Source organism: Prevotella sp. P6B1, assembly GCF_000702825.1.
Taxonomy (GTDB): domain Bacteria; phylum Bacteroidota; class Bacteroidia; order Bacteroidales; family Bacteroidaceae; genus Prevotella.
Genome location: NZ_JNKF01000014.1, coordinates 279367 through 301945, shown reverse-complemented (window position 1 = coordinate 301945; position 22579 = coordinate 279367). Strand labels below are relative to the sequence as shown.

Genomic DNA, 22579 nt, shown 5'->3' with positions numbered 1-22579 from the left:
TTATGATACTTTTATCAATGACTGTAAAGGAAATACATGATCAGCTTGTGGCAGATAATCCTAAAATTCAAATTAGGATAGATAAAATACGTCCTAAGGCAATAAAGGAGTTTAAAAAGGCTAGGACATTTCCTGTATGGTATATAGATAAATATAAAATACCAGCATCAGGTAATGAGCATATAATATTCTATTATGCAAACAGTGTCGCAGAGATAGAGCGTCCTCATTATCAATCATTTTGTGTTGTTTTTGAAGATAATAAACGCTTCGTGATTCGTGGATTAAGTATGGCGTATAAAAAAACGCCTGACAGTGATGCTGTAATGTTACCACAGATACATTCGTATACACATCATTTTTTGCAGCGTTACAATGAGCGTTTCCTGCATAATGATAAGCTGGAGGCGAATGAAATAGCTGGGCTCTTTTTCATAAGGAATCCAATGCCCTTTCCCATAAAGATGAATGAAGGCATCAATAGAAATAGTAAGGATTATGGCGAGTTTAATGGTTTTGGTGTGAGAGTTAATGATGGTTTCTGTTTTGTACGAACAGGTATCCAGTCTGTAGATACTGATAATGGAAAGAAAGAAGCTGAAGGTATGCTTATGATATATACTACATTTGTGAATACTCTTGATATGAGTGATAATCAGAGAGAAGCAATTAATGAGGAGATTATTGCAACTCTAAAATATTGTGATGAGAATTTAGAAAAATGTGACTAATATGACACTGCAAGGATTTCAAGATTACTTATATGCTGTTTATGAACGTAAAAATGGAACTGCAAACAGTTATATTATGGCAATAAATATTATTGACAACCTCTTTAAAAATAATGATGTGTTTGGTCTTGAAGGCAAATCTGTTGCCAGTATAGATGATTATGGGTTGTTAACGCGGATAGCTATTTTCGTGTGTGATGAACAGCGGAAATATAAAAAGGGAGGAATCTCCTTTTTTAGTAATGTTAATAGCAATCAAAGTAGTTATCCTGGTAAAGGTTTTTGTTCTGCTTCCATTAACCAATTACTTAAATATTATACATATTGTTTAGCAGAAAGCAAGGGTTATGATATAGCGAATGGAAATGCATCTGGGAGAAGTGTTTCCGGTGAATTGGCTAAACTTTTTAAATTAGATAAAAAGGGAAGTGAAAAGGTAGTTGCTGCTAGAATAAGAATAGGGCAGGGCTATTTCCGAAATATGATTCTAAAAAACTATGGTTATCAATGCTGTGTTACGAGGTTGAATGTTCCTGTAATTCTTCGTGCGAGCCATATTTCAGAGTGGTCTAAAGATAAAGCTAACAGGATGAATCCAGAGAATGGACTATGCCTGAGTGCAACCTATGATGCAGCTTTTGATAAACACTTAATCTCATTCGACGAGGATTATAGAATGATAGTTAGCAAGAGTATTCGGAATTTTTATACAACAGATGTTACGCGAGAGTATTTCCAGAAATTTGAAGGCGAACCAATCACATTGCCATCGATTTATAAGCCAAGCAAAAAACTTCTGGAGAAACATCGAGAAATGATGGTTGAATAATCATAGTAAAAACGCTCAATGGTAGAGTGATGAATACCTCAATTTTATTATGATCATGATAATCGTTATAAAAGCATAAAATATTGCTCTCGTAATGACTATTTCGAAAAAAAAACTATACCTTTGCATAGTACATTATTAACAACGATGTGCGATTTTAATACATAAAAAGTTGTACTGGTTGAGCAAAAGCTGTCAAAAGTATCATTTATCGAGTATAGAATATAGAATAATTTATCTAACATAGCTGACGTATGAGTAGCATAAGCAATAATCAAGGGAGAGCTTACGAATTTGTTTGTTTGAATTCTTTGCTTCAGGCAATTAGTAAGATTCGACCAGCAATGATTGTAAAAAACAGTAGTTATTCTGCCGCTGAAAATGCGTGGAATACATTGACTGATGGGGATAAAACGCTCTATTCTCTTAGTGCGAAGTCTACAATAGAAACGATTTTTGCTCTTGAGCCTAATATTGTTGAGAAAGGAACCGATATGCTCAGTCTGTATATTCAGAACGATCAACATGGAGAAGATGCAGATGTCCGTGATATTATCATCGAACGTAAAGATATAATTTGGGAAATTGGTTTGAGTATCAAGCATAATCATTTGGCTGTAAAACATAGTCGAATAGCTAAAACACTTGACTTTGGTGAAAAGTGGTATGGTATCCCATGTTCTAATACATATTGGAATGATGTTAAGCCTACTTTTGATTTTTTGGAGAGAGAAAAAGCAAAAGGGACATATTTTAGGGATTTGAAATCCAAGAAAAATGAAATTTATGTGCCTATACTGAATGCTTTTGTGAAGGAGGTCTCAGCTCAAATCAAAGAAAATAAAACCGTGCCAAGAAGAATGGTAGAGTATCTTCTCAGTAAATATGATTTCTATAAAGTAATAAGTATTGACAGTAAAAGAATAACGACAATTCAATCGTTTAACATGTATGGTACTCTTAATTTGCCAAGTCGTTCTTCAGAGCCAGCGATAAAAGTACCTGTTATCAATCTGCCCTCGTCATTACTGCACATTGGCATGAAGCCACGTAGCAAAACAACTGTTATTATGTGTTTTAATAATGGATGGCAATTCTCGTTTAGAATTCATAATGCAAAAGATATTGTGGAGACATCATTAAAGTTTGATATACAAATTGTTGGTATGCCGGCTGACGTGAATATCAAATACAACTGTAAATGGTAATAGTATAATTAATATCAATGAATAATATACTTACAGCAATAAAAGCAATAGTCAAAAACTCTTCTCTTGTGGTTGACGAAGATCCTAAAGGAGTTGTCCCAAATAGAGCGAACCAAATGGGGGCAGCTCTTGAAGATTATGTAAAAAATGCTTTTGCAGATTGTTTGGGTCGAGACGGTCAATTTGTCAAACTGGCAAGGAATAGAATATTTTCATATATAGGAAATAGTATAAATCCGCCCGATGCCATGCTTGCTGGTAGTGATGCTATAGAGATAAAAAAAATAGAATCTCTGGGGACATCTCAGCTTCAACTCAATAGTAGTTATCCCAAAAACAAGCTTTATTCTGACAATCCCAAAATCTGCAAAGCTTGCCGCGAATGTGAAGCTTGGCAAGAAAAGGATATGGTTTATGTTGTTGGTCAAGTAGAAGGGCAAATATTACAAAATATTTTTTTTGTATATGGCGATTTATACTGCGATTCTCGTGATGTCTATGAGAGAGTTGAGAATGCCATCAAAGATGGACTTGAGTCTCTTGATGATATTAAATTGGCTGAAACAAATGAGCTGGGAAGAGTAAATAATGTCGACCATCTTAATATTTCTGATTTGAGAATTAGAGGGATGTGGCTCATAAAATCTCCTTTCCAACATTTCAGGTCTTTATTTGAAGAAAAGACAAATTATACTTTCAAACTTGTGGCATTAATTCCTGAGGATAAGTATAATTCTTTTCAAAATGTCGAAGAATTTGAAGAGTTCTGTGATGAAAATGGTGTAGTTATATCTGACGAAAAAATAGAGGATCCTCAAAATCCTGCAAATTTAATAAATTCAAAACTTATAACATATTTTTATTAATGAAACTGATTAGTCTTTTTTCTGGAGCTGGTGGTCTTGATAAAGGCTTCCATAATGCTGGCTTCAAAACTGTAGTCGCAAATGAGTTTGATCCCAAAATTTGTCCGACTTTTAAAGCCAATTTTCCAGATACGCACCTTATAGAAGGTGATATACGTGATGTGAAGGAGAGTGAGTTCCCAGAACATGTGACAGGTATTATAGGCGGTCCTCCATGTCAGTCTTGGAGTGAAGCAGGTAGTCTAAAAGGTATTGAAGATGCTCGTGGACAACTTTTCTACGAGTATATTCGTATATTGAAAGCTGCCCAGCCATTATTCTTTGTTGCAGAGAATGTTTCTGGCATGTTGGCTAAACGTCATTCAGATGCAGTAAATGGTTTTATGCGTTTGTTTGATGAGGCTGGCTATGACGTGAATCTTAAAATGTTGAATGCAAATGATTACGATTGTCCAGAGGATCGTGATCGCGTATTCTATATAGGATTTAGAAAGGACTTGAATATTCATGACTTCGAGTATCCAGAGCCTTTAAAACACAAACCAGTATTGCGTGATTGTATCTGGGATTTGAAAGATAATGCAATTCCTGCATTAGAAAAGAATAAAACGAACGGAGACAAATGCGCAGTACCCAATCATGAGTATTTTATTGGTGCATATTCAACTATTTTTATGTCAAGAAATCGTGTAAGGAGTTGGGATGAACCTGGATTTACTGTGCAGGCAAGCGGACGTCAATGCCAATTGCATCCTCAAGCTCCCAAAATGATTAAACTGGGCAAGAATGAACAGATATTTGTTCCCGGAAAAGAACATCTTTATAGAAGAATGACTGTGCGTGAGGTGGCTAGAGTTCAAACTTTCCCTGATGATCATGTGTTCCTTTACACAGATGTCAACATGGGCTACAAAATGATTGGTAATGCGGTTCCTGTTAACCTTGCTTACTATGTCGCAATGAGTATTCGTGCTGCACTTGATAAACATGGTGTGAAATATCAAGATTAAATGAATATTGTATCACTTTTTGCTGGATGTGGCGGGCTTGACCTCGGTTTTGAAAAGGCTGGTTTTAATGTTGTATGGGCAAACGAGTATGACGACTCTATTCATGCAACATATAGATACAATCATCCAAACACAATTCTGAATACCAATGATATACGCACGCTTACGGGAAATGATATTCCTGATTGCGATGGTATTATTGGAGGTCCGCCATGTCAGGCATGGAGTGAAGGGGGAAAACAGTTAGGAATTGAAGACCCTCGTGGTCAATTGTTTTTTGACTATATTCGCATAGTAAAGGACAAAAAACCGAAGTTTTTTGTTATCGAGAATGTACAAGGAATACTTGATAATAAACATAAAGAATCTTTATCCGGTTTTATGAATTTACTACGTGAAGCTGGATATAGAATTACATATGAGCTATTGAATGCGGCTGATTATAAGATTCCTCAGGATAGATTCAGGGTGTTCTTCGTTGGGATAAGAAATGATCTTTCAAACAAGTTTGTTTTTCCTAATGCAGTAAGCTCTGAGCCTGTAACGCTCAGGCAGGCTATTGGTGATATAACTGAAGTTCCTCGTTATTATTGTGATGAAAAAGTAGAAGGAGATAATCCTCGTAGGCTGAATCATGATGTCTATTCTGGCTCTTATGACGCTAAGTACATGGCAAGAAATAGGGTGCGAGGATGGGATGAAACATCATTTACAATGCAAGCTCAGGCAAGGAATGCTCCTCAGCATCCACAGGCTCCCAAGATGGTATATGTTTCTCCAACACAGAGAGTGTTTGCTAAGGGTTTCGAACACTTATATAGAAGGTTAAGTGTTAGGGAGTGCGCAAGAATTCAATCCTTTCCTGACAAGTTTCGTTTTATTTATGATGATGTAAAGGACGGCTATAAGATGGTTGGTAATGCGGTTCCTCCAAGGTTGGCCTGGTATCTTGCTGTTCAAATGAAAGAAGCATTCTCAGACATTATGGGCTTAGTGGATACTGAGAGTCGAGAGTTGAACTTGCAGACAATTAACTCAATTGATATAAAGAATATAGCAAAGGAGAATAGCGGATTTATAATTAATAACTTGAAAGCATGTCTAAATGTAGGGGGTAATATCTCCGAGGTTGATGTGAGTGAGAATAAAACGAAAAGAGTTCTTCTTTGTCTTGTAAAACCTGACAATGTCGCGCATTATGCAGATCAATCTGCAAAAATATACTACACAGGCAAGAGATTTCCGGCTGTAATATCCTTAAGTAAACTATACTATTTCATGCCATATATGAAAGGAAAAGGTGTAAGAGACTTGTACTTGGTTAAATTAGTAAGAGTTGGGACAAAATCAGAAGTTTATCCAGAGTGTAATGATAATGACTTTAGATTCGTTTTTGAAATAGAATTCGTCAAACAGTTATTCTCCAACTATTTGCCTGTCCACCTTAATATCTGGAGGACATTTACAGATACAACTCTAGGGGAATTGTTGAAACTAAATGAGAAGGAAAACATATGTTAGTTAGGAAAATATACGTAGCCAGCAGCTGGCGGAACGAGTTTTATCCTGAGGTGGTGGAGAAACTGAGGGAGGCTGGGCATGACGTGTATGACTTCCGGAATCCGCCATCGGGTGATCCTGGGTTCAAGTGGGCGAACGTGAGTGCTGACTATATGGCATGGAGTCCGGCGCAGTATCGTGACATGCTGCAGCATCCTATGGCCGAGCGGCAGTTTCATAATGATATCGAGGCGATGGAGGACTGTGATACCTGCGTGCTAGTTCTGCCTTGTGGGCGAAGCGCTCATACGGAGGCAGGATGGTTTGCTGGTAAAGGGAAACGCACGATAGCCTATATCCCTGAGCGGCAGGAGCCTGAACTGATGTACAAGCTCTTTGACAGCGTTTGCTGCTCGATAGATGAACTGATTGAAACGTTGAAATAATATGGACAAACTCTCTGCAGAACAGCGGCACAAGAATATGGCGGCGATCCACTCGAAGGATACGAAGCCTGAGATGATTGTGAGGCGGGGACTGTGGAGTAGGGGATTCCGCTATCGGCTGAACCACAAGCGATTGCCTGGGCGGCCAGACATCGTGCTTAGGAAGTATCGCACGTGCATCTTTGTGAACGGATGCTTCTGGCATGGACACGAGGTGATGTTTGATGGAAGTGGTGAGATGGAGGATGGGATTGAGAACAGCGCTTGCTGCAAGATTCCAAAGACAAACCGGGCGTTCTGGGTGGCGAAGATTCGCAGGAACAAGGAACGCGACAGGGAGAAACAACAGGAGCTGGCCAGGATGGGGTGGCACTGTATCACTGTGTGGGAGTGTGAGTTGAAGCCCCAGAAGCGCGAAGAGACGCTGGATGCCATCGCATTTACGCTGAACCATATTTGGTTACAGGATCACAGCTTGAAGCATGAGGCTTACCCTGCAATAGAGGAGGAGAGTGGCAGCTTGCCGATGGCAGCTGAAGACATTAAAACGGAATAGATAAAATTAAACTGATATGTGGTGGATTCTTGTTCTCTTGACTGGCAGCTTAGGGCTGTATCTGGTTATCATACTGATTGTGGCTCTGTTTGTATGGGCATCACCATGGCAGGCTTTGGCTACAATAGGAGGCTACTTGCTGCTCTACTGGCTTATCGGCAGGAATTCGGGAGGGGGCTTCAGAGAACGGAGAAGGAAAAAGAAAGCGAGAGAGAAAGAGAGAAAACGCCAGGCCATGGAGGCTAAGGAAAAGCGGCTGCGCGATATGAATCATATACATGTGGTGGCGGCGGTGATACATGACAACAAGGACCGCATATTCGTGACGCAGCGTGGATACGGCGATATGAAGGGGAAATGGGAGTTTCCCGGGGGAAAGATTGAGCCGGACGAGACGCACGAGGAGGCACTGAAGCGGGAGATACGCGAGGAGCTGGCTGCGGAAATAACCATAGAGCGCTATCTGGAAAAGATAGAATGGGAATACCCTAAGTTCCGCATGACGATGTACTGCTATCTGTGCCACTTGGATAGTGGCTATACGCTGAAGGAACACTCGGCAGCGCGATGGCTGAAGCGGAATGAGAGGTTCACCGTGGACTGGCTACTGGCCGACAGGACGCTGTTCCAGAAAGCGATGTTCTGAAATATGTATGGATGAGCCCGCTACTGAAACTTGCTATTTGCGCTGGAGGGTGAGGGTTTTGGGGAGCTTGAGCCACTTGCCCTTGCTGGGCACCTTGAGCGGACTGCCTGACTCCTGCTTCAACACAAAGATGGAATCGTTCTTGCGGGTGAGGGTGGCGGTGAGGTCCTCGCTGCCATAATCGTTGACGAGCTGCAGGGTGGCCTTGTGGCCCTTCACTTCGGCCGAGGTGATGAGCCACGCAAAGGGATTGCGGTTCTTGCCCAGATAGCCGGGCAACTGGCCTAAAAGCTCCTGGCCAGGCACCGTGACGTCTTGTTCATAAAAATTGATATGAAGGAAGATGTCGAACTCTTTATTTATAAGGTACGCGCGAAAGGGCTCTGACGGATTCTGAGCGAAGGCTCCAAACGACACCATACAGCACAGCGCGACTGCTATTAACTTGTTCATAATCAACACTTATTCGAAATCGCGGGCAAAGATAACTAATCTAAATCATTATTTAAACGTTTACGGGAAAAAAATTAGCAGAAAACTTGCATATTTTAGAAATTTTAATGTATCTTTGCGGCAAAGATAAGTAAAACATGGCAAATAAGCGATTAACACCGGACTTCATCTTCGAGTCAAGTTGGGAGGTCTGTAATAAAGTTGGTGGAATCTATACCGTCCTTTCTACACGTGCTAAAACACTGCAAGAGGCACTTCGGGATAAAATCATCTTCATTGGTCCTGATTTTTGGAAAGAGCAAGAGAGTCCTTATTTCAGAGAGGAGACTTCCCTCTTTGCCGATTGGCAATGGGAAGCGAAAGAGCAGGGACTGAAGGTGAGAGTGGGCCGATGGACTGTGCCTGGTGAGCCTATTGCTATACTGGTGGACTTTAATCCCTATTTCGAAAAGAAAAATGAGATATACGGCTGGCTGTGGGAGAACTACGGCGTGGACTCGTTGCACGCCTATGGCGACTACGACGAGGCCTCGATGTTCTCGTATGCGGCTGCCTTAGTGGTAGAGAGCTTCTACCAGTGGAAGAAGGAGAACGGTGAGTGGACGGAGAAGGGCACCAAGGTGATCTATCACGCCAACGAATGGATGTGCGGACTGGGCGCCCTGTATATCAACAACCATCTGCCACAGGTGGGTACCATCTTCACCACCCACGCCACGAGCATCGGACGCTCGATAGCGGGCAACATGAAGCCGCTCTACGACTACCTGTTTGCCTACAACGGCGACCAGATGGCGGGCGAACTGAACATGCAGAGCAAGCACTCGATAGAGAAGCAGACAGCGCACTACGTGGACTGCTTTACAACGGTGAGCGACATCACCGCCAAGGAGTGCGTGGAGCTGTTAGATAAGCCCGTAGACGTGGTGCTGCCCAATGGTTTCGATAACAGCTTTGTGCCCAGCGCGGCTAAGTTTGCACGCAAGCGCAAGGCTGCCCGCCGCAAGATGCTGGATATAGCCAACGCACTGCTGGGCGAGGATCTGGACGACGACACGCTCCTGGTTTCGACATCAGGACGATACGAGTTCCGCAATAAGGGTATCGACGTGTTTGTGGAGGCTATGAACCGACTGCTGCGCGATCGCGACCTGAAGAAGAAGGTGGTGGCTTTTATCGAGGTGCCCGGATGGGTGGGAGAGCCACGCAAGGACCTGCAGGAGCGACTGGCTCAAAGTTCAAAGTTCAAAGCTCAAAGTTCAAAGTTCAATGAGCCCTTGGATGTGCCACAGCTGACACACTGGCTGCACAATATGAGTCACGACAACGTGCTGGGCATGATGAAATACTACGATATGCACAACCGTAAGGATGAGAACGTGAAGGTGATATTCCTGCCTTGCTATCTGGACGGTAACGATGGTATCGTGAACATGACCTACTACGACATCGTGCTGGGTAACGACCTGTGTATCTACCCATCGTACTATGAGCCATGGGGCTACACACCGCTGGAGGCCATCGCCTTCAAGGTGCCTTGTATCACTACCGATCTGGCCGGTTTCGGACTCTGGGCCAACACCGTGTTCGGCCATGAGGGACAGCTGGAGGATGGTGTGAAGGTGATTCATCGCACAGACTACAACTACAGCGAGGTGGCTGATGCCATCAAGGACACTGTGGCCGACTTCTCGAACATGACGCAAAAGCAGATCGAGACGTGCCGCAAGCATGCTGAGGCCTTATCGAAAAAGGCACTCTGGAGTGAATTTATCGAATACTATTACGAGGCGTATGATATTGCCCTGAGAAAGGCGAAAGCCAGAATTGAGAAATGAATTATGAATTGTACATTGTTAAATTGTAAATATTATGGTGAAAATTAAAGCTGATTATGCAAATGCTCCAATGTGGAAGGAGCTGACCGTGAAGTCAAGTCTTCCTGAAGAACTGAAGTGTTTGGACGAGATTGCCCACAACATGTGGTGGGTATGGAATTACGAGGCCCGTGATCTGTTCCGCGACCTTGACCCTGAGCTTTATCACGAGGTGAAACACAATCCGGTGATGCTGCTGGAGCGCCTGAGTTTCGCCCGAAAAGAGGAGATTGTTAAGGACAAGGCGTTGATGAAACGTATCAAGAGTGTCTATAAATTATTCCACGAGTATATTGATGTAGAACCCGACAAGAAGCGCCCATCAGTGGCTTACTTCTGTATGGAGTACGGTATCCACTCGGCTCTGAAAATCTATTCAGGCGGTCTGGGTATGCTGGCCGGCGACTACGTGAAGGAGGCTTCGGACTCGAACGTGGATATGTGCGCCGTAGGTTTCCTGTATCGTTTCGGCTACTTCACACAGAGCCTCTCGATGGAGGGACAGCAGGTGGCTAACTACGAGAGCCAGAACTTCGGCAGCCTGCCTATCGAGCGCCAGCTCGACCAGGATGGCAATCCCATGGTGATCGATGTGCCTTACACCAACTATCAGGTGCACGCTTATGTATGGCGCGTGAACGTGGGTCGTGTAAAGCTGTACCTGCTGGATACCGACAACGATATGAACTCGGAGTTCGACAAGCCTATCACCCACAGCCTGTATGGTGGCGACTGGGAGAACCGCCTGAAGCAGGAGATACTGCTGGGTATCGGTGGTATGCTGCTGCTCAAGAAGCTGGGCATCAAGAAGGATATCTACCACTGTAACGAGGGACACGCAGCACTCTGCAACCTGCAGCGTCTGTGCGACTATATCGACGAGGGCATGACCTTCAACCAGGCTATGGAGCTGGTTCGCGCCTCTTCGCTCTATACAGTTCACACACCTGTACCAGCTGGTCACGACTACTTCGACGAGGGTCTGTTCGGCAAGTACATGGGTGGTTACCCACAGAAGCTGGGTATCTCGTGGGATGAGTTCATCGGCATGGGTCGTACCAATCCTGATGACCACGGCGAGCGCTTCTGTATGAGTACATTCGCCTGCAACACCTGTCAGGAGGTGAACGGTGTATCCAAGCTGCACGGCTGGGTTAGCCAGAAGATGTTTGCCCCCATCTGGGCAGGCTACTATCCTGAGGAGAACCACGTGGGCTACGTGACCAACGGTGTGCACTTCCCAACATGGTGTGCTACCGAGTGGCGCAAGGTGTATGCCAAGTACTTCGATGCCAAGCACATGAGCGATCAGAGCAACGAGGAGATATGGCACGGCATCTACAACTGTCCCGACGAGGAGATCTGGGAGACACGTATGGCGCTGAAGAACAAGCTGTTCGACTATATCAAGGAGCAGTTCCGCGAGAAGTGGCTGAAGAACCAGGGCGATCCTTCGCGTGTGGTTTCGCTGCTTGAGAGCATGAATCCTAACGCTCTGGTAATCGGTTTCTGCCGTCGTTTCGCTACTTACAAGCGCGCACACCTGCTGTTCACCAACCTGGAGCGTCTGTCGAAGATTGTGAACAATCCTGAGCACCCAGTTATCTTCCTGTTCGCAGGTAAGGCTCACCCCGCCGACGGTGCTGGTCAGGGCCTGATTCAGCGTATCTACGAAATCTCGCAGCGTCCTGAGTTCCTGGGTAAGATCATCTTCCTGGAGGACTACGACTTCCTGCTGGCTCGTCGATTGGTATCGGGTGTTGACATCTGGATGAACACACCAACACGTCCACTCGAGGCATCGGGTACATCGGGCGAGAAGGCCGAGATGAACGGTGTGGTAAACCTGAGTGTAAAGGACGGATGGTGGCTTGAGGGTTATCGTGAGGGTGCCGGATGGGCGCTCACCGAGAAGCGTACCTACCAGGCACAGGGCTACCAGGACAACCTGGATGCCGCTACCATCTACGGACTGCTGGAGAACGAGATCGTACCGCTTTATTATAATAAGAACAAGAAGGGTATCAGCGAGGGCTGGATCAAGGTGATCAAGAACTCGATTGCCCAGATTGCGCCTCACTACACCATGAAGCGCCAGCTGGACGACTACTACGAGAAGTTCTACAACAAGCAGGCTAAGCGCTTCAAGGAGCTCTCGAAGGACAACAACCGTCTGGCCAAGGAGATTGCTCAGTGGAAGGAGGCTGTGGCCGAGCGCTGGGATGCCATCAACGTGGTATCGTGCACTTGGGACTATCCTGTAGCTGGCATTGAGACTGCCCAGAAGTACACCGTGCGCTACGTGATCAACGAGCAGGGTCTGGAAGATGCTGTTGCGCTGGAGAAGGTGAACGTGTATATCAACAAGGAGGGCGAGGAGCGCATCTTCTCGATCGAGCCTCTGAAGATGGTTGGTCATGAGGGTAATAACTATATCTTCGAGGCTACACTGTCGCCACAGCAGGCTGGTCAGTACAAGAGTGCTGTGCGCATGTATCCTAAGCACAAGAACCTGCCTCACCGTCAGGACTTCTGCTACATCAAGTGGTTGGAACTTCCTAACTACAATGCATAATAAGAAAAGAACCCGGGTTCATTTGAACTCGGGTTCTTTGTAATTCTGTCGGATATATTTTCCTAATACATTATCCTGGTTGCGCCGGGCTGTGTTGATAATGCAGCCTGACAGGGCGCGATGCAGACTGTCGATACGCTGCTGTAGCTGCTGCCGATTTCCGGCATCGGGCGTGGTAGAGCGTTCTGCCAGGCGTATCAGCTGGTCGCCCAATAGCTGGACGGAGTCGTTGAGCTGCTGCCACTGGTTGTTGAGAACCGTGCCCGAAACACGCGATGGTTTGGGGTAGGGGTGCAACTCGATGGTGATGCTGCCTGGCTCAAGGAAGAAGCTGATGGCGGTGAGGGGCTGGCTGTTCTGGTAGGCACGACAGAACACGGTGGTATCGGTAGTGCCCGAGAAGCTGAACTTACCCTCGGCAACAAGCGTCTGGCCCAGTATCTGCCGGCTGTCCTCCAGCTGGAGCGTGATGGTATCGCCATCCTGCAGCTGGCGCGCGTAACCTTTTATCTGATACGAATCAGACTGGCATGCGCAGGCAATGATTCCCGTCGCAGCCAGTCCGATGATGGTTCTGATCTTCATTAATATTATACAATGTACAGGTCGCTAATGCTCTTGTTGTCGATAACTCGACGGATGGCCTCAGCAAACATGTCGGCTACCGACAGCTGCTTAACCTTAGCGCAACGCTGTGTGTAAGGGATGGAATCGGTGAATACAATCTCCTCGAGGGCCGACTCCTGTACACGATCGCTGGCAGGACCACTCATCACGCAGTGGCTGGCGCAAGCGCGAACAGTAAGGGCGCCGTGCTCCTTCATCAGGTCGGCGGCCTTGGTGATAGTGCCGGCGGTGTCAACCATATCGTCGATAATCACCACGTTCTTGCCTTCTACCTCACCAATGATCTGCATGGTGGCTACTACATTGGCGCGCGCACGGGTCTTGTTGCACAGTACCAGGGGGCAACCCAGGTACTTGGCATAGGTGCTGGCACGCTTAGAACCACCCACATCAGGAGAGGCAATCACCAGCTCGTCGAGGTTCAGCTGCTGGAGATAGGGCAGGATGACGTTGGAACCATACAGATGATCAACGGGCACATTGAAGAATCCCTGAATCTGATCGGCATGGAGGTCCATCGTGATCACACGGTTCACACCAGCTGCACTCAGCAGGTCGGCAACCAGCTTGGCACCGATGCTGACACGTGGCTTATCCTTGCGATCCTGACGTGCCCATCCGAAGTAGGGGATGACGGCGTTGATGGTGCGGGCCGAAGCACGCTTGGCTGCATCGATCATCAGCAGCAACTCCATCAGATTGTCGGAATTGGGGAAGGTGCTTTGTACCAGGAAGACGTCGCGTCCACGAATACTTTCCTCGTAAGAAACGGCAAACTCTCCATCTGAGAATTTGGTGATTTGCAACTGGCCTAATGGGCAACCCAGACTTTGACAGATTCTTTCTGCCAGGTATCTCGTTGCTGTGCCTGAGAATACCATGTAAGAGCTTTTTTCACTCATGATTTAAATACCTATTTTTTTGAAGTTAGTTCATTTTTCCCTATTTTATGGTTTTGCGCAGCTTCTCGAAGTGAGTGAGCAGCGCCTTGTAGTCAATCTCGTTGTGGATGTTGAATCGGTTCCACAGGTCACCACATATCACGAGGCCGCCAAAGCCCAGATCCTTGATCTCCTTCACGCGGTCGAGATTCATGCCGCCAAGGGCATAGACCTTCTTGTCGATGAGGCCCTGCTTCGAGGCCTCGCGCAGCTCGTCCATCGTGAACGACTGCTTCTCGTTGGCATTGGTCTGGCTGTCAAAGATAGAGTGCAGGAACACGTAGTTCGATTTCTTCTTCGTGTCCTTCAGCTCGTCGATTGCGTGGCACGTACGGCTGATATTCCCCTTATAGCCTATTGGGGGCTCGGTGTGCGCATCGTCTATATGAATACCACGCAGGTGATATTCCTCTTTCAGATAGAAGTGTCCGTGAACGGTTATCTTGTTGTGATAATCTTCGCCAAGAAGGGTAAGCAAGCGCTCAGAATACATTGGTGAGGCGCCTGGCTTATAGAGGTGAAGATTCTCCAATCCCTCTTCGAAGAGGTCTGCTAGTATCTTGTCCTCTTCGACGAAGAATGTGGGTTTCGTCATTACAATTAACTTCATTTTTGCCATCTATTCTCTTTCTAAGTGCAAAATTACACAGATTTTTCGATATTATGACCACTTTCTTTAAAAAAATGGCGCTCGAGGTGCATTTTTCAGAAAGTTTTAGTAATTTTGCATCCTGAAAGAACCAAAATGGCACAAATATCCAAATTGGAAATAAATTGTAAATCGTAAATAATAAAATTGTAAATTAAAAGATGAAAGCATTTGTTTTTCCCGGACAGGGAGCACAGTTTGTAGGAATGGGTAAGGATCTCTACGATACCAACCCACTGGCAAAGGAACTTTTTGAGAAAGCAAACGACATTCTCGGATATCGCATCACCGACATTATGTTCGCTGGAACTGATGAGGAACTCAAGCAGACCAAGGTTACTCAGCCTGCCGTTTTCCTGCACAGCGTGATTTCAGCACTCTGCATGGGTGAGGCTTTCGAGCCCAAGATGGTTGCTGGCCACTCACTGGGTGAGTTCTCTGCTCTGACTGCTGCTGGTGCTTTGAGCTTCGAGGATGGACTGAAGTTGGTTTATGCACGTGCTATGGCTATGCAGAAGGCCTGCGAGGCTCAGCCTTCAACTATGGCTGCTATCATCGCTCTGCCTGATGAGAAGGTTGAGGAGGTTTGCGCCGAGGTGAGCAAGATGGGCAAGGGTGTAGTAGTAGCTGCTAACTATAACTGCCCAGGACAGCTGGTTATCAGTGGTAATGTAGAGGCTATCGAGGAGGCTTGCGAGCAGCTCAAGGCTGCTGGTGCTAAGCGCGCACTCGTGCTCAAGGTGGGTGGTGCTTTCCACTCTCCACTCATGCAGCCTGCTAAGGACGAGCTCCAGGCTGCTATCGAGGCTACTGAGATCAAGACGCCTAAGTGCCCTGTTTATCAGAATGTTGACGCTAAGCCTCATACCGATCCCGCTGAGATCAAGGCTAACCTCATTGCGCAGCTCACAAGTTCGGTTCGCTGGACTCAGAGCGTGCAGAATATGATTGCCGACGGTGCCGACGACTTCACTGAGTGTGGTCCTGGTAAGGCCCTCCAGGGCATGATCGTTAAGATCAACAAAGAGGTAGCTGCCCATGGCATCGAGTAAGATCATCCTTTATCAAGTTTTCACCCGTTTATACGGCAATCGCAATACCACGTGCAAGCACGATGGTACGATTGAGGAGAACGGTTGCGGAAAACTGAACGACTTCACGCCCACTGTCCTGAAAAAAATCAGGGCGATGGGCGTGAGTCATATCTGGTACACTGGTGTTATCCGTCATGCTTCGCAAACGGATTACTCTCAATATGGCATTCCACGTCAGCATCCGGCTGTGGTGAAGGGTAAGGCGGGCTCGCCTTACGCCATCACGGATTACTATGATATCGATCCCGATCTGGCTGTGGATGTGGACCAGCGCATGCAGGAGTTCGAGGCACTGGTGGCGCGTAGCCATCAAGCCGGACTGAAGGTGATCATCGACTTTGTGCCTAATCATGTGGCACGTCAGTATCACTCTATCTGTAAGCCTGAGGGCGTGAAGGATCTGGGCGAGGAGGATAATCCGCAACTGGGATTCTCGCCGCAGAACAACTTCTACTATTGTCCAGGACAGTGTTTCCATCCTTACTTCGACCTGTATCATGGCGAGAACGAGCCTTATACCGAGGAGCCGGCCAAGGCCACGGGTAACGACTGTTTCAACAATGCGCCGGGCCAGAACGACTGGTATGAGACGGTGAAGCTGAACTACGGTCTTGATTACTATGCCGGCAGAGTGGGGCACTTTTCGCCTATCCCCAATACGTGGGATAAGATGACGGATATCCTGCTGTTCTGGGCTGCCAAGGGGGTAGACGGATTCCGTTGCGACATGGCTGAGATGGTGCCAACGGCCTTCTGGCAGTGGGCTACCGACAAGGTGAAGTACCGCTATCCGGAGATCATCTTTATTGGCGAGGTGTATAACCCGGCTGAATATCGCAACTATCTGGGCGCTGGCTTCGACTATCTCTATGATAAGGTGGGCATGTACGACACGCTGCGCAATGTGATGTGCGGCCGACAGTCGGCTCACGCCATCACGGGCGCCTGGCAGCAGACTGACGATATCCGTCAGCATATGCTCTACTTCCTGGAGAATCACGACGAGCAGCGCATTGCCAGCGATTTCTTTGCCGGCGACGGGCTGAAGGGGGTGCCGGCGCTGGCTGTATCGGCGCTGTTGTACCAGAATCCGCTCATGATCTATTTCGGACAGGAGTATGGCGAGCGTGGTATGGATGCCGAGGGATTCAGCGGACAGGATGGGCGTACTACCATCTTCGATTACTGGAGCGTTGACACCATGGTGCGTGCGGCTAACCGCAAATTCACTATCCGTGAGAAGTATCTTCACGATATCTATGTGAAGCTGATGAACATCGCTAAGAACGAGAAGGCGGTTACGGAGGGTGCTTCGTTCGATCTGATGTATGTGAACGGGCATCTGCAGCGTCAGTATGCGTTCCTGCGTAAGGCGGGCAGTGAGACATTACTGGTGGTGGTGAATTTCGACGAGCTGCCGGTAACCGTGAATATCACGATTCCCGATCATGCCTTCGCCTATCTGAGGCTGAAAGAGAAGGGGGCTACAGCCACCGATCTGCTTTCGGGCCATAAGCTGAAGCTGACGTTGAAGCGCGATGGCGCTGTGGCATTGGAGATGAAACCACTCAGCGCTATGGTGCTGAAGTTCAGAGCATAAATAAAGGGCGGCCATCGTGGTCGCCCTAATTTATGGCTTGCTGTTTGCAGCTTTGTTCTTACATTTCGCTGATGCTGCCAACGCCTGAGCGGTGATTGTCGGTCTGCTTGGGGTTGCCTGCATATTTCAGTGAGCCAACGCCTGATACTCTGCTTTCAATCTTCTCGGAGGCATAGCAGGTGATGCTGCCTACACCTGATACGGTGGCTTTGACGTTGAGCGCTTTCAGACGCTGAGCGTCGATGCTGCCCACACCGCTGTTGGTCATCTCCACATTGTCGGCAATACCTGCAATCTTGATGCTGCCCACGCCGCTGTTGATAATCGTGAGCTGGTCGGTATCCAGCTTTTCCATGTTAATGCTCGAAGCACCGCCATTCTTCAGCTTGATGAGGTCGGCGGTATAAACCTTGATATCGACGTGCTTGGTGTTCAGGTTGATATTGTTCTTGGTGAAGCCGATAGACAGCTTGCCGTCTTTGCTCTCAAACTTGTAAAGCTCGACATAGTTATCGGGGGCGGTCAGCTCGATGGTGCCGCTTTTCTTCTCGTCCTGTATCAGCTCGATATGTCCCACGCCGCTCATGTTGACCTCTTCGAAGGCATCAAGTTGGTAGGTCTTGGTGACAATCTCGTCGCTTGGCTTGATTTGGTTAGCACCCCAGTTGGCTAAATCGACTTTGCATGATGTAAGTGCCAGAACGCTTACCATCAGAAACAATACTTTTTTCATACTTTCTACTATTTTAATTGGTTTATTTTATAGGTTTGACGCACAAAGGTAGGAAAAAGTTGCAAGAAACTTGTTTTTTTTAATCAAAATTCGTATTTTTGCGCCAAATTTTTAATGTTATGGCTGATTATATACTCAATGAGCACAATAAGGAGGAGTTTCCGCCAGCCCACACGGCTGAGCATTTGTTGAATCAGACAATGATCCGCATGTTTGATTGCGGGCGCTCGTTCAATGCCCATGTGGAGCGCAAGAAGAGCAAGATGAGTTTCCATCTCGAGCAGAAGCCTTCGCGCGTTGACGAACGTGAGATTGAGCGACGGATGAACGAACTGATAGAAGAGGACCTGCCTGTGACTTTCGAATTCGTTACGCGCGACAATCTGCCTGATGACGTATCGCTCGACCGACTGCCCGACGATGCCTCGGAGACTATCCGACTGGTACGTATAGGCGATTATGATGTGTGCCCCTGTATCGGCAAGCATGTGCGCTCTACCTCGCAGATAGGACGCTTCGAACTGTTGGGCACCAACTGGGACGAACAAGAGCATTCGTTCAGGGTAAGGTTCAAGATTGTGTGACTCTGTAAAGCAAAAAAAATCCCGCGTGTAGCGGGATTCTTTATTTCTGCTGATTGAGTGCTATCTTCATAAACACGGGGTTGTGGTCGGAGTAGCTGAGCTCACGCTTGTAGTAGGTGATGCCCTCCATGCCCTTGTCGTGGAAGATGTAGTCGATGCGGACCTTCTTGTTGCCACCACGGAAGGTGTACATAAATCCGCTACCGCACTCCTTGAAACCATCAACTTTGTCGCCAAGCATGGTGTTATAGACGTAAGAGTAGGGCACATCGTTGAAGTCGCCGCATACAATGATGGGGGCTTCGCACTCGCGCATGTCCATCGACAGAATGTTGGCCTGGCCCGAACGGGCTATCATGCCCAGTGTATAGTTGCCATAGAAGGCGCGTATCAGCGCGTTGCTCTCAATATCCATTCCCTGATTGATCAGTTTGCTGGCTCTGTGGAGGGTGGAGTTGATACCAGTGGTCTCCAAGTGCGCATTATACACGCGCAGCACGGTGCCCTTCACGTTGATCTCGGCCCACATAGCACTGTTGTTGGTCATCTCGAAGTTAAGATTTTTCGATTTGGTGATGGGGTAGCGGCTATAGATCATCATGTCGCTCTCGCCCTGTGCCATATAGGGGAAATAATCCTTGTAGGAATCGGAGTTCTTCTTGTCGCCACAGTGGTCGTTATATTCCTGGAAACAAACCACATCCACTTTCTGTTTCTTCATCTCAGAGAGAATGTCCTGAGCGATGAATCCTGAAGTCTCACGGCTGAACATGGCCACGTTGTAGGTGGCAATCTTGATGCCGGGCTTGGAATCGGCAGCAGGATCCAATGAGCCGAATTGATAGATGGTGCCAGCATATGGGATGCAGCAAAGGATGGCTATAAGCGGAATGATGGCCCAGTGCCATCGGCGCATGATAAGCCAGAAAACCAGCAATATCAAATTGGCTCCTATCAGTACCGGCAACGCATATACCAGCATGGCGCGTGCCGTGTTTCCTGCAGGCTGAACATCACCTCCGTAGAGACCTACGAGGGTGAAAATCATAACTAAGACTGTAAGAATAAGGATGGTGAATGAAAAGTACTTCTGTACAGCTAATTTTCCCATAATATGTGTAATGATTTTTAGTCGAGATATTTGCCAACCATCTCAATCAGGTTCTCAACCTTGAATGGCTTGGCCATAAACTCGTCGCAACCAGCGTTCTTGGCTTCGCGGATGTTCTCCTCGAAAGCATAGGCACTGAGGGCGATGACTGGTGTGTTCGAGTCTACCTCTTTGATGATACGGGTGGCATCGAGGCCGTTCATTTCGGGCATACGGATATCCATCAGTATCAGGTCGGGATGTTCCTCTTCGTTGAGTGTTACAGCCTCAATACCATTATGGGCGCGAATCAGGCGATAGCGCTTGTGGAGCACAATCTTTACCAGCTCGTAGTTGCTGTCCTCGTCTTCGGCCACTAGGATGCTCTTCTTATTCATGTTGTCGGGACGGCCGCTAACACGGATGGTGCGAACATTCGAGGTGGTGGTGTTGCGAACTGGCGACATGCCGCCGATGGTGCCCTCGAAAGGCAGAACGAATCGGAACAGTGAGCCTTCGCCCATCTTAGAGTCGACGTAAATATTTCCACCCAGTTTCTCAACGATAATCTTGCAAAGTGCTAATCCTAAACCGTAACCATTGTTCTTGGTCTCGGCATCGCGCGAAACGTAGGTCTCAAACAAGTGGGGAATATCCTCGGGAGCGATACCGGAACCGGTATCCTGAACATAGAATTCGATGTGTGATCCCTCGTCGAGCATGCGATAGCCATAGGTGATGCTACCTGTGTGCGTATGCTTGAGGGCATTGCTGATAAGATTGGAGAAAACCTGGGTGATACGGTTGGCGTCGGTGACAAAGGTGACTGCCATGTTAGGCTTCTTCCATTCGAGTTTTAGCGTTTCTGGACAGCGGAACTTAAAGATATTGCGGATGCTCTCGCAAAGCTGGTTGAGGTCGGTGCTCGATTTCTTCATGACAATCTCGCCTGATTCTACACGCGACAAATCGAGAATCTCGTTAACAAGGCTCATCAGGCGGTTGTTGTTGCTCTCGATAATCTCGAAGAACTTCATGCGGTCTTCCTGTGAATCGGTCTCTACCAACACACGAGAGAAACCCTCAATGGCATTAAGGGGCGTACGGATTTCATGGCTCATATTAGCCAGGAAGAGCGATTTCATCTTGCTTGCCTTCTCTGCCTTCTGGGCTTTTTCCTCATATTCCTTGAGCTTCTGATTGGCAATAGCAAGCTGCTCTTGCGCAAGTGTTAACCTGCGGTTTGCATCTGCATATTTCTGTAGCAATATGTCTTTTTCGGTTCTGTCCATTCAACGAAAATACACTAATTCGGGACAAAGGTAATGTTTTTTTTTGTAATACAAAAGAAAAATAGGATTTTTTTCAACTTCTTTTAGCTTTTTCCCATGCGCCACTGTTGTTATGCTTGCACAGATAGGCCATTCCGCGAAAAACATTGAGATTCATGAACACAAAATAGTAGGCCGTATAGAGCAACTTGTTCTTGGCGCCTCGTCGGCTGAGCTGCCATCCCAAGAAGGCTGTCAGATAGAAAATTATCTGGAGCGCAAGTGCAATATTGAAGAATAAACCTGCGTTTAGTGCTGTTAATAATGCATTGATAACCAGTAGGATTACCATGGCGATTGGAGTAATACTCCATCTTAGGACGCGGTGGCTGATGTACTGGAAGGTTACTAATGGCTGGTGGAACGGATTGAGCAAACTGCGCAGCCACCAGATGCTTTGCAGACCACCTGCAGCAATGCGGCGTTTACGTTTGGATTCTTCGAACATATTGGCCGAGCCGTATTCCTGTGCGTAGGCGTCGGGGGTATAGGCGATTCGCTTGCCATCTTTTACGATGAACATTGACATCATGAAGTCGTCGAGCAGGGCTGAATCGGGTACCTCGTGTACCAGAGTGGGGTCGATGGCGTAGAGCTCGCCGGCAGCACCCATGGCTGAATAGAGTTCGCTGTCCCACTTCTTCAGGGTGCTTTCGTAACGCCAGTAAAGGCCTTCGCCTTCGGCTGCCATCTCGCCTTCCTTACGGGCTGCTACGCGCTTCTCGCCTGATACGCAGCCAATGGTGGGGTCCATGAACAGACGGGCAATCTCCTTCATAGCGCCTGGATTGATCATGGTGTTGGCATCGGTAAATGCCACGTAGCGCGTCTGGAGTTCCTGCAGGCCGTGTTTCAGGGCTGCTGTCTTGCCTTTACGTTCGGGGCTGAATACCACGTCGACTTCGGGGTAGGCCTTCAGTAGCTCGTTGGTACGGTCGTTGCTGCCATCAGTCACCCACATGATGCGGAATTTGTCACGCGGATAGTCGATAGCCAGGGTGTTGGCCATCTTCTCGGCTACAACGTCTTCTTCGTTGTAGGCGCAAATCATGAGTGTCATGGTGGGTAGTTCGTCATCGCCAGGCGTTGCGACCTTGCGGGGAGTGCCCGCAAGGATTCGCTTTAGCCGGATGATGAGGTATAATAGAATTCCGTACCCGATGTAGGTATAGAATACAATGAGCAGCATGGCCCAAAAAAGAATTTTCAGTGTAATCATAGGTAGAGGATTGT

21 protein-coding genes and 1 pseudogene are annotated in these 22579 nt (G+C 47.0%); 14 read left to right on the top strand and 8 right to left on the bottom strand.

The window, feature by feature from the left end; genetic code table 11:
• The first annotated feature begins 2 nt into the window (after positions 1 to 2).
• From T495_RS0112200 to T495_RS0112160, 9 genes are all read left to right on the top strand, one after another.
• A complete protein-coding gene (locus T495_RS0112200; protein ID WP_155993643.1) occupies positions 3 to 731 on the top strand; it encodes a hypothetical protein in 729 nt (242 codons plus the stop codon).
• Position 732: 1 nt separating this feature from the next.
• Entirely contained in the window at positions 733 to 1560 is an 828-nt protein-coding gene (locus tag T495_RS15340; RefSeq protein ID WP_051652030.1) for an HNH endonuclease, read from the top strand.
• A 254-nt stretch (positions 1561 to 1814) separates the two neighbouring features.
• Positions 1815 to 2768: a HaeIII family restriction endonuclease gene (locus T495_RS0112190; RefSeq protein ID WP_033148858.1), complete on the top strand. Its 954-nt coding sequence runs from the start codon at positions 1815 to 1817 to the stop codon at positions 2766 to 2768.
• A gap of 17 nt (positions 2769 to 2785) precedes the next feature.
• On the top strand, positions 2786 to 3634 hold the full coding sequence (locus tag T495_RS0112185) for an NgoPII family restriction endonuclease (protein WP_033148857.1): 849 nt from the start codon (positions 2786 to 2788) through the stop codon (positions 3632 to 3634).
• A complete protein-coding gene (locus T495_RS0112180; RefSeq protein ID WP_033148856.1) occupies positions 3634 to 4644 on the top strand; it encodes a DNA cytosine methyltransferase in 1011 nt (336 codons plus the stop codon). The genes T495_RS0112185 and T495_RS0112180 overlap by 1 nt, the downstream gene beginning before the upstream one ends.
• The gene (locus T495_RS16225; protein WP_081832115.1) at positions 4645 to 6165 is read left to right on the top strand and encodes a DNA cytosine methyltransferase; all 1521 of its coding nucleotides are present in this window, start codon (positions 4645 to 4647) and stop codon (positions 6163 to 6165) included.
• Positions 6159 to 6590, top strand: a complete 432-nt coding sequence (locus T495_RS0112170; protein WP_033148855.1) for a hypothetical protein — start codon at positions 6159 to 6161, stop codon at positions 6588 to 6590. Before T495_RS16225 ends, T495_RS0112170 begins: the two co-directional genes overlap by 7 nt.
• A 1-nt stretch (position 6591) precedes the next feature.
• Entirely contained in the window at positions 6592 to 7146 is a 555-nt protein-coding gene (locus T495_RS0112165) for a very short patch repair endonuclease (protein WP_033148854.1), read from the top strand.
• A gap of 265 nt (positions 7147 to 7411) precedes the next feature.
• Positions 7412 to 7792: a (deoxy)nucleoside triphosphate pyrophosphohydrolase gene (locus T495_RS0112160; RefSeq protein WP_033148904.1), complete on the top strand. Its 381-nt coding sequence runs from the start codon at positions 7412 to 7414 to the stop codon at positions 7790 to 7792.
• Between the two features lie 33 nt (positions 7793 to 7825).
• Here T495_RS0112160 and T495_RS0112155 read toward each other — a convergent pair whose 3' ends face one another.
• The gene (locus T495_RS0112155) at positions 7826 to 8245 is read right to left on the bottom strand and encodes a hypothetical protein (RefSeq protein ID WP_033148853.1); all 420 of its coding nucleotides are present in this window, start codon (positions 8243 to 8245) and stop codon (positions 7826 to 7828) included.
• 137 nt (positions 8246 to 8382) lie between these two features.
• Between T495_RS0112155 and T495_RS0112150 the strand changes: the two genes are divergently transcribed.
• Positions 8383 to 10083 carry a glycogen/starch synthase gene (locus T495_RS0112150; RefSeq protein WP_033148852.1) on the top strand — a complete coding sequence of 567 codons (1701 nt, stop codon included), beginning with the start codon at positions 8383 to 8385 and terminating at the stop codon, positions 10081 to 10083.
• A 37-nt stretch (positions 10084 to 10120) separates the two neighbouring features.
• Positions 10121 to 12697, top strand: coding sequence for an alpha-glucan family phosphorylase (gene glgP, locus T495_RS0112145; RefSeq protein WP_033148903.1), 2577 nt, complete (start codon positions 10121 to 10123; stop codon positions 12695 to 12697).
• Between the two features lie 18 nt (positions 12698 to 12715).
• Here the strand turns inward: glgP and T495_RS0112140 are convergent, their stop codons facing one another.
• From T495_RS0112140 to T495_RS0112130, 3 genes are read right to left on the bottom strand one after another with little or no spacing between them, the layout of a single operon-like run.
• Complete coding sequence (locus T495_RS0112140) at positions 12716 to 13282, bottom strand: DUF4369 domain-containing protein (protein ID WP_033148851.1); 567 nt, start codon at positions 13280 to 13282, stop codon at positions 12716 to 12718.
• Between the two features lie 5 nt (positions 13283 to 13287).
• Entirely contained in the window at positions 13288 to 14226 is a 939-nt protein-coding gene (locus T495_RS0112135) for a ribose-phosphate pyrophosphokinase (RefSeq protein ID WP_028904219.1), read from the bottom strand.
• A gap of 40 nt (positions 14227 to 14266) precedes the next feature.
• The gene (locus tag T495_RS0112130; RefSeq protein WP_033148850.1) at positions 14267 to 14875 is read right to left on the bottom strand and encodes a thiamine phosphate synthase; all 609 of its coding nucleotides are present in this window, start codon (positions 14873 to 14875) and stop codon (positions 14267 to 14269) included.
• 200 nt (positions 14876 to 15075) lie between these two features.
• On the opposite strand from T495_RS0112130, the gene fabD reads away from it, so the two are divergent.
• On the top strand, positions 15076 to 15966 hold the full coding sequence (fabD, locus tag T495_RS0112125; RefSeq protein WP_033148849.1) for an ACP S-malonyltransferase: 891 nt from the start codon (positions 15076 to 15078) through the stop codon (positions 15964 to 15966).
• The gene (locus tag T495_RS0112120; RefSeq protein WP_033148848.1) at positions 15953 to 17608 is read left to right on the top strand and encodes an alpha-amylase family glycosyl hydrolase; all 1656 of its coding nucleotides are present in this window, start codon (positions 15953 to 15955) and stop codon (positions 17606 to 17608) included. The genes fabD and T495_RS0112120 overlap by 14 nt, the downstream gene beginning before the upstream one ends.
• Before the next feature lie 58 nt (positions 17609 to 17666).
• On the opposite strand, the gene T495_RS15335 is transcribed toward T495_RS0112120, so the two are convergent.
• Positions 17667 to 18341, bottom strand: coding sequence for a head GIN domain-containing protein (locus T495_RS15335; protein ID WP_081832114.1), 675 nt, complete (start codon positions 18339 to 18341; stop codon positions 17667 to 17669).
• A 125-nt stretch (positions 18342 to 18466) separates the two neighbouring features.
• Between T495_RS15335 and T495_RS0112110 the strand changes: the two are divergent.
• Positions 18467 to 18925 (top strand): annotated as a pseudogene (locus T495_RS0112110) (hypothetical protein); the annotation flags it as partial.
• Positions 18926 to 18965: 40 nt separating this feature from the next.
• Here the strand turns inward: T495_RS0112110 and T495_RS0112105 are convergent.
• From T495_RS0112105 to T495_RS0112095, 3 genes are all read right to left on the bottom strand, one after another.
• Positions 18966 to 20036: an endonuclease/exonuclease/phosphatase family protein gene (locus T495_RS0112105; RefSeq protein WP_081773383.1), complete on the bottom strand. Its 1071-nt coding sequence runs from the start codon at positions 20034 to 20036 to the stop codon at positions 18966 to 18968.
• Positions 20037 to 20053: 17 nt separating this feature from the next.
• Positions 20054 to 21307, bottom strand: a complete 1254-nt coding sequence (locus tag T495_RS0112100; RefSeq protein WP_051652028.1) for an ATP-binding protein — start codon at positions 21305 to 21307, stop codon at positions 20054 to 20056.
• Positions 21308 to 21380: 73 nt separating this feature from the next.
• A complete protein-coding gene (locus T495_RS0112095; RefSeq protein WP_033148846.1) occupies positions 21381 to 22565 on the bottom strand; it encodes a glycosyltransferase family 2 protein in 1185 nt (394 codons plus the stop codon).
• Between the last annotated feature and the right edge of the window lie 14 nt (positions 22566 to 22579).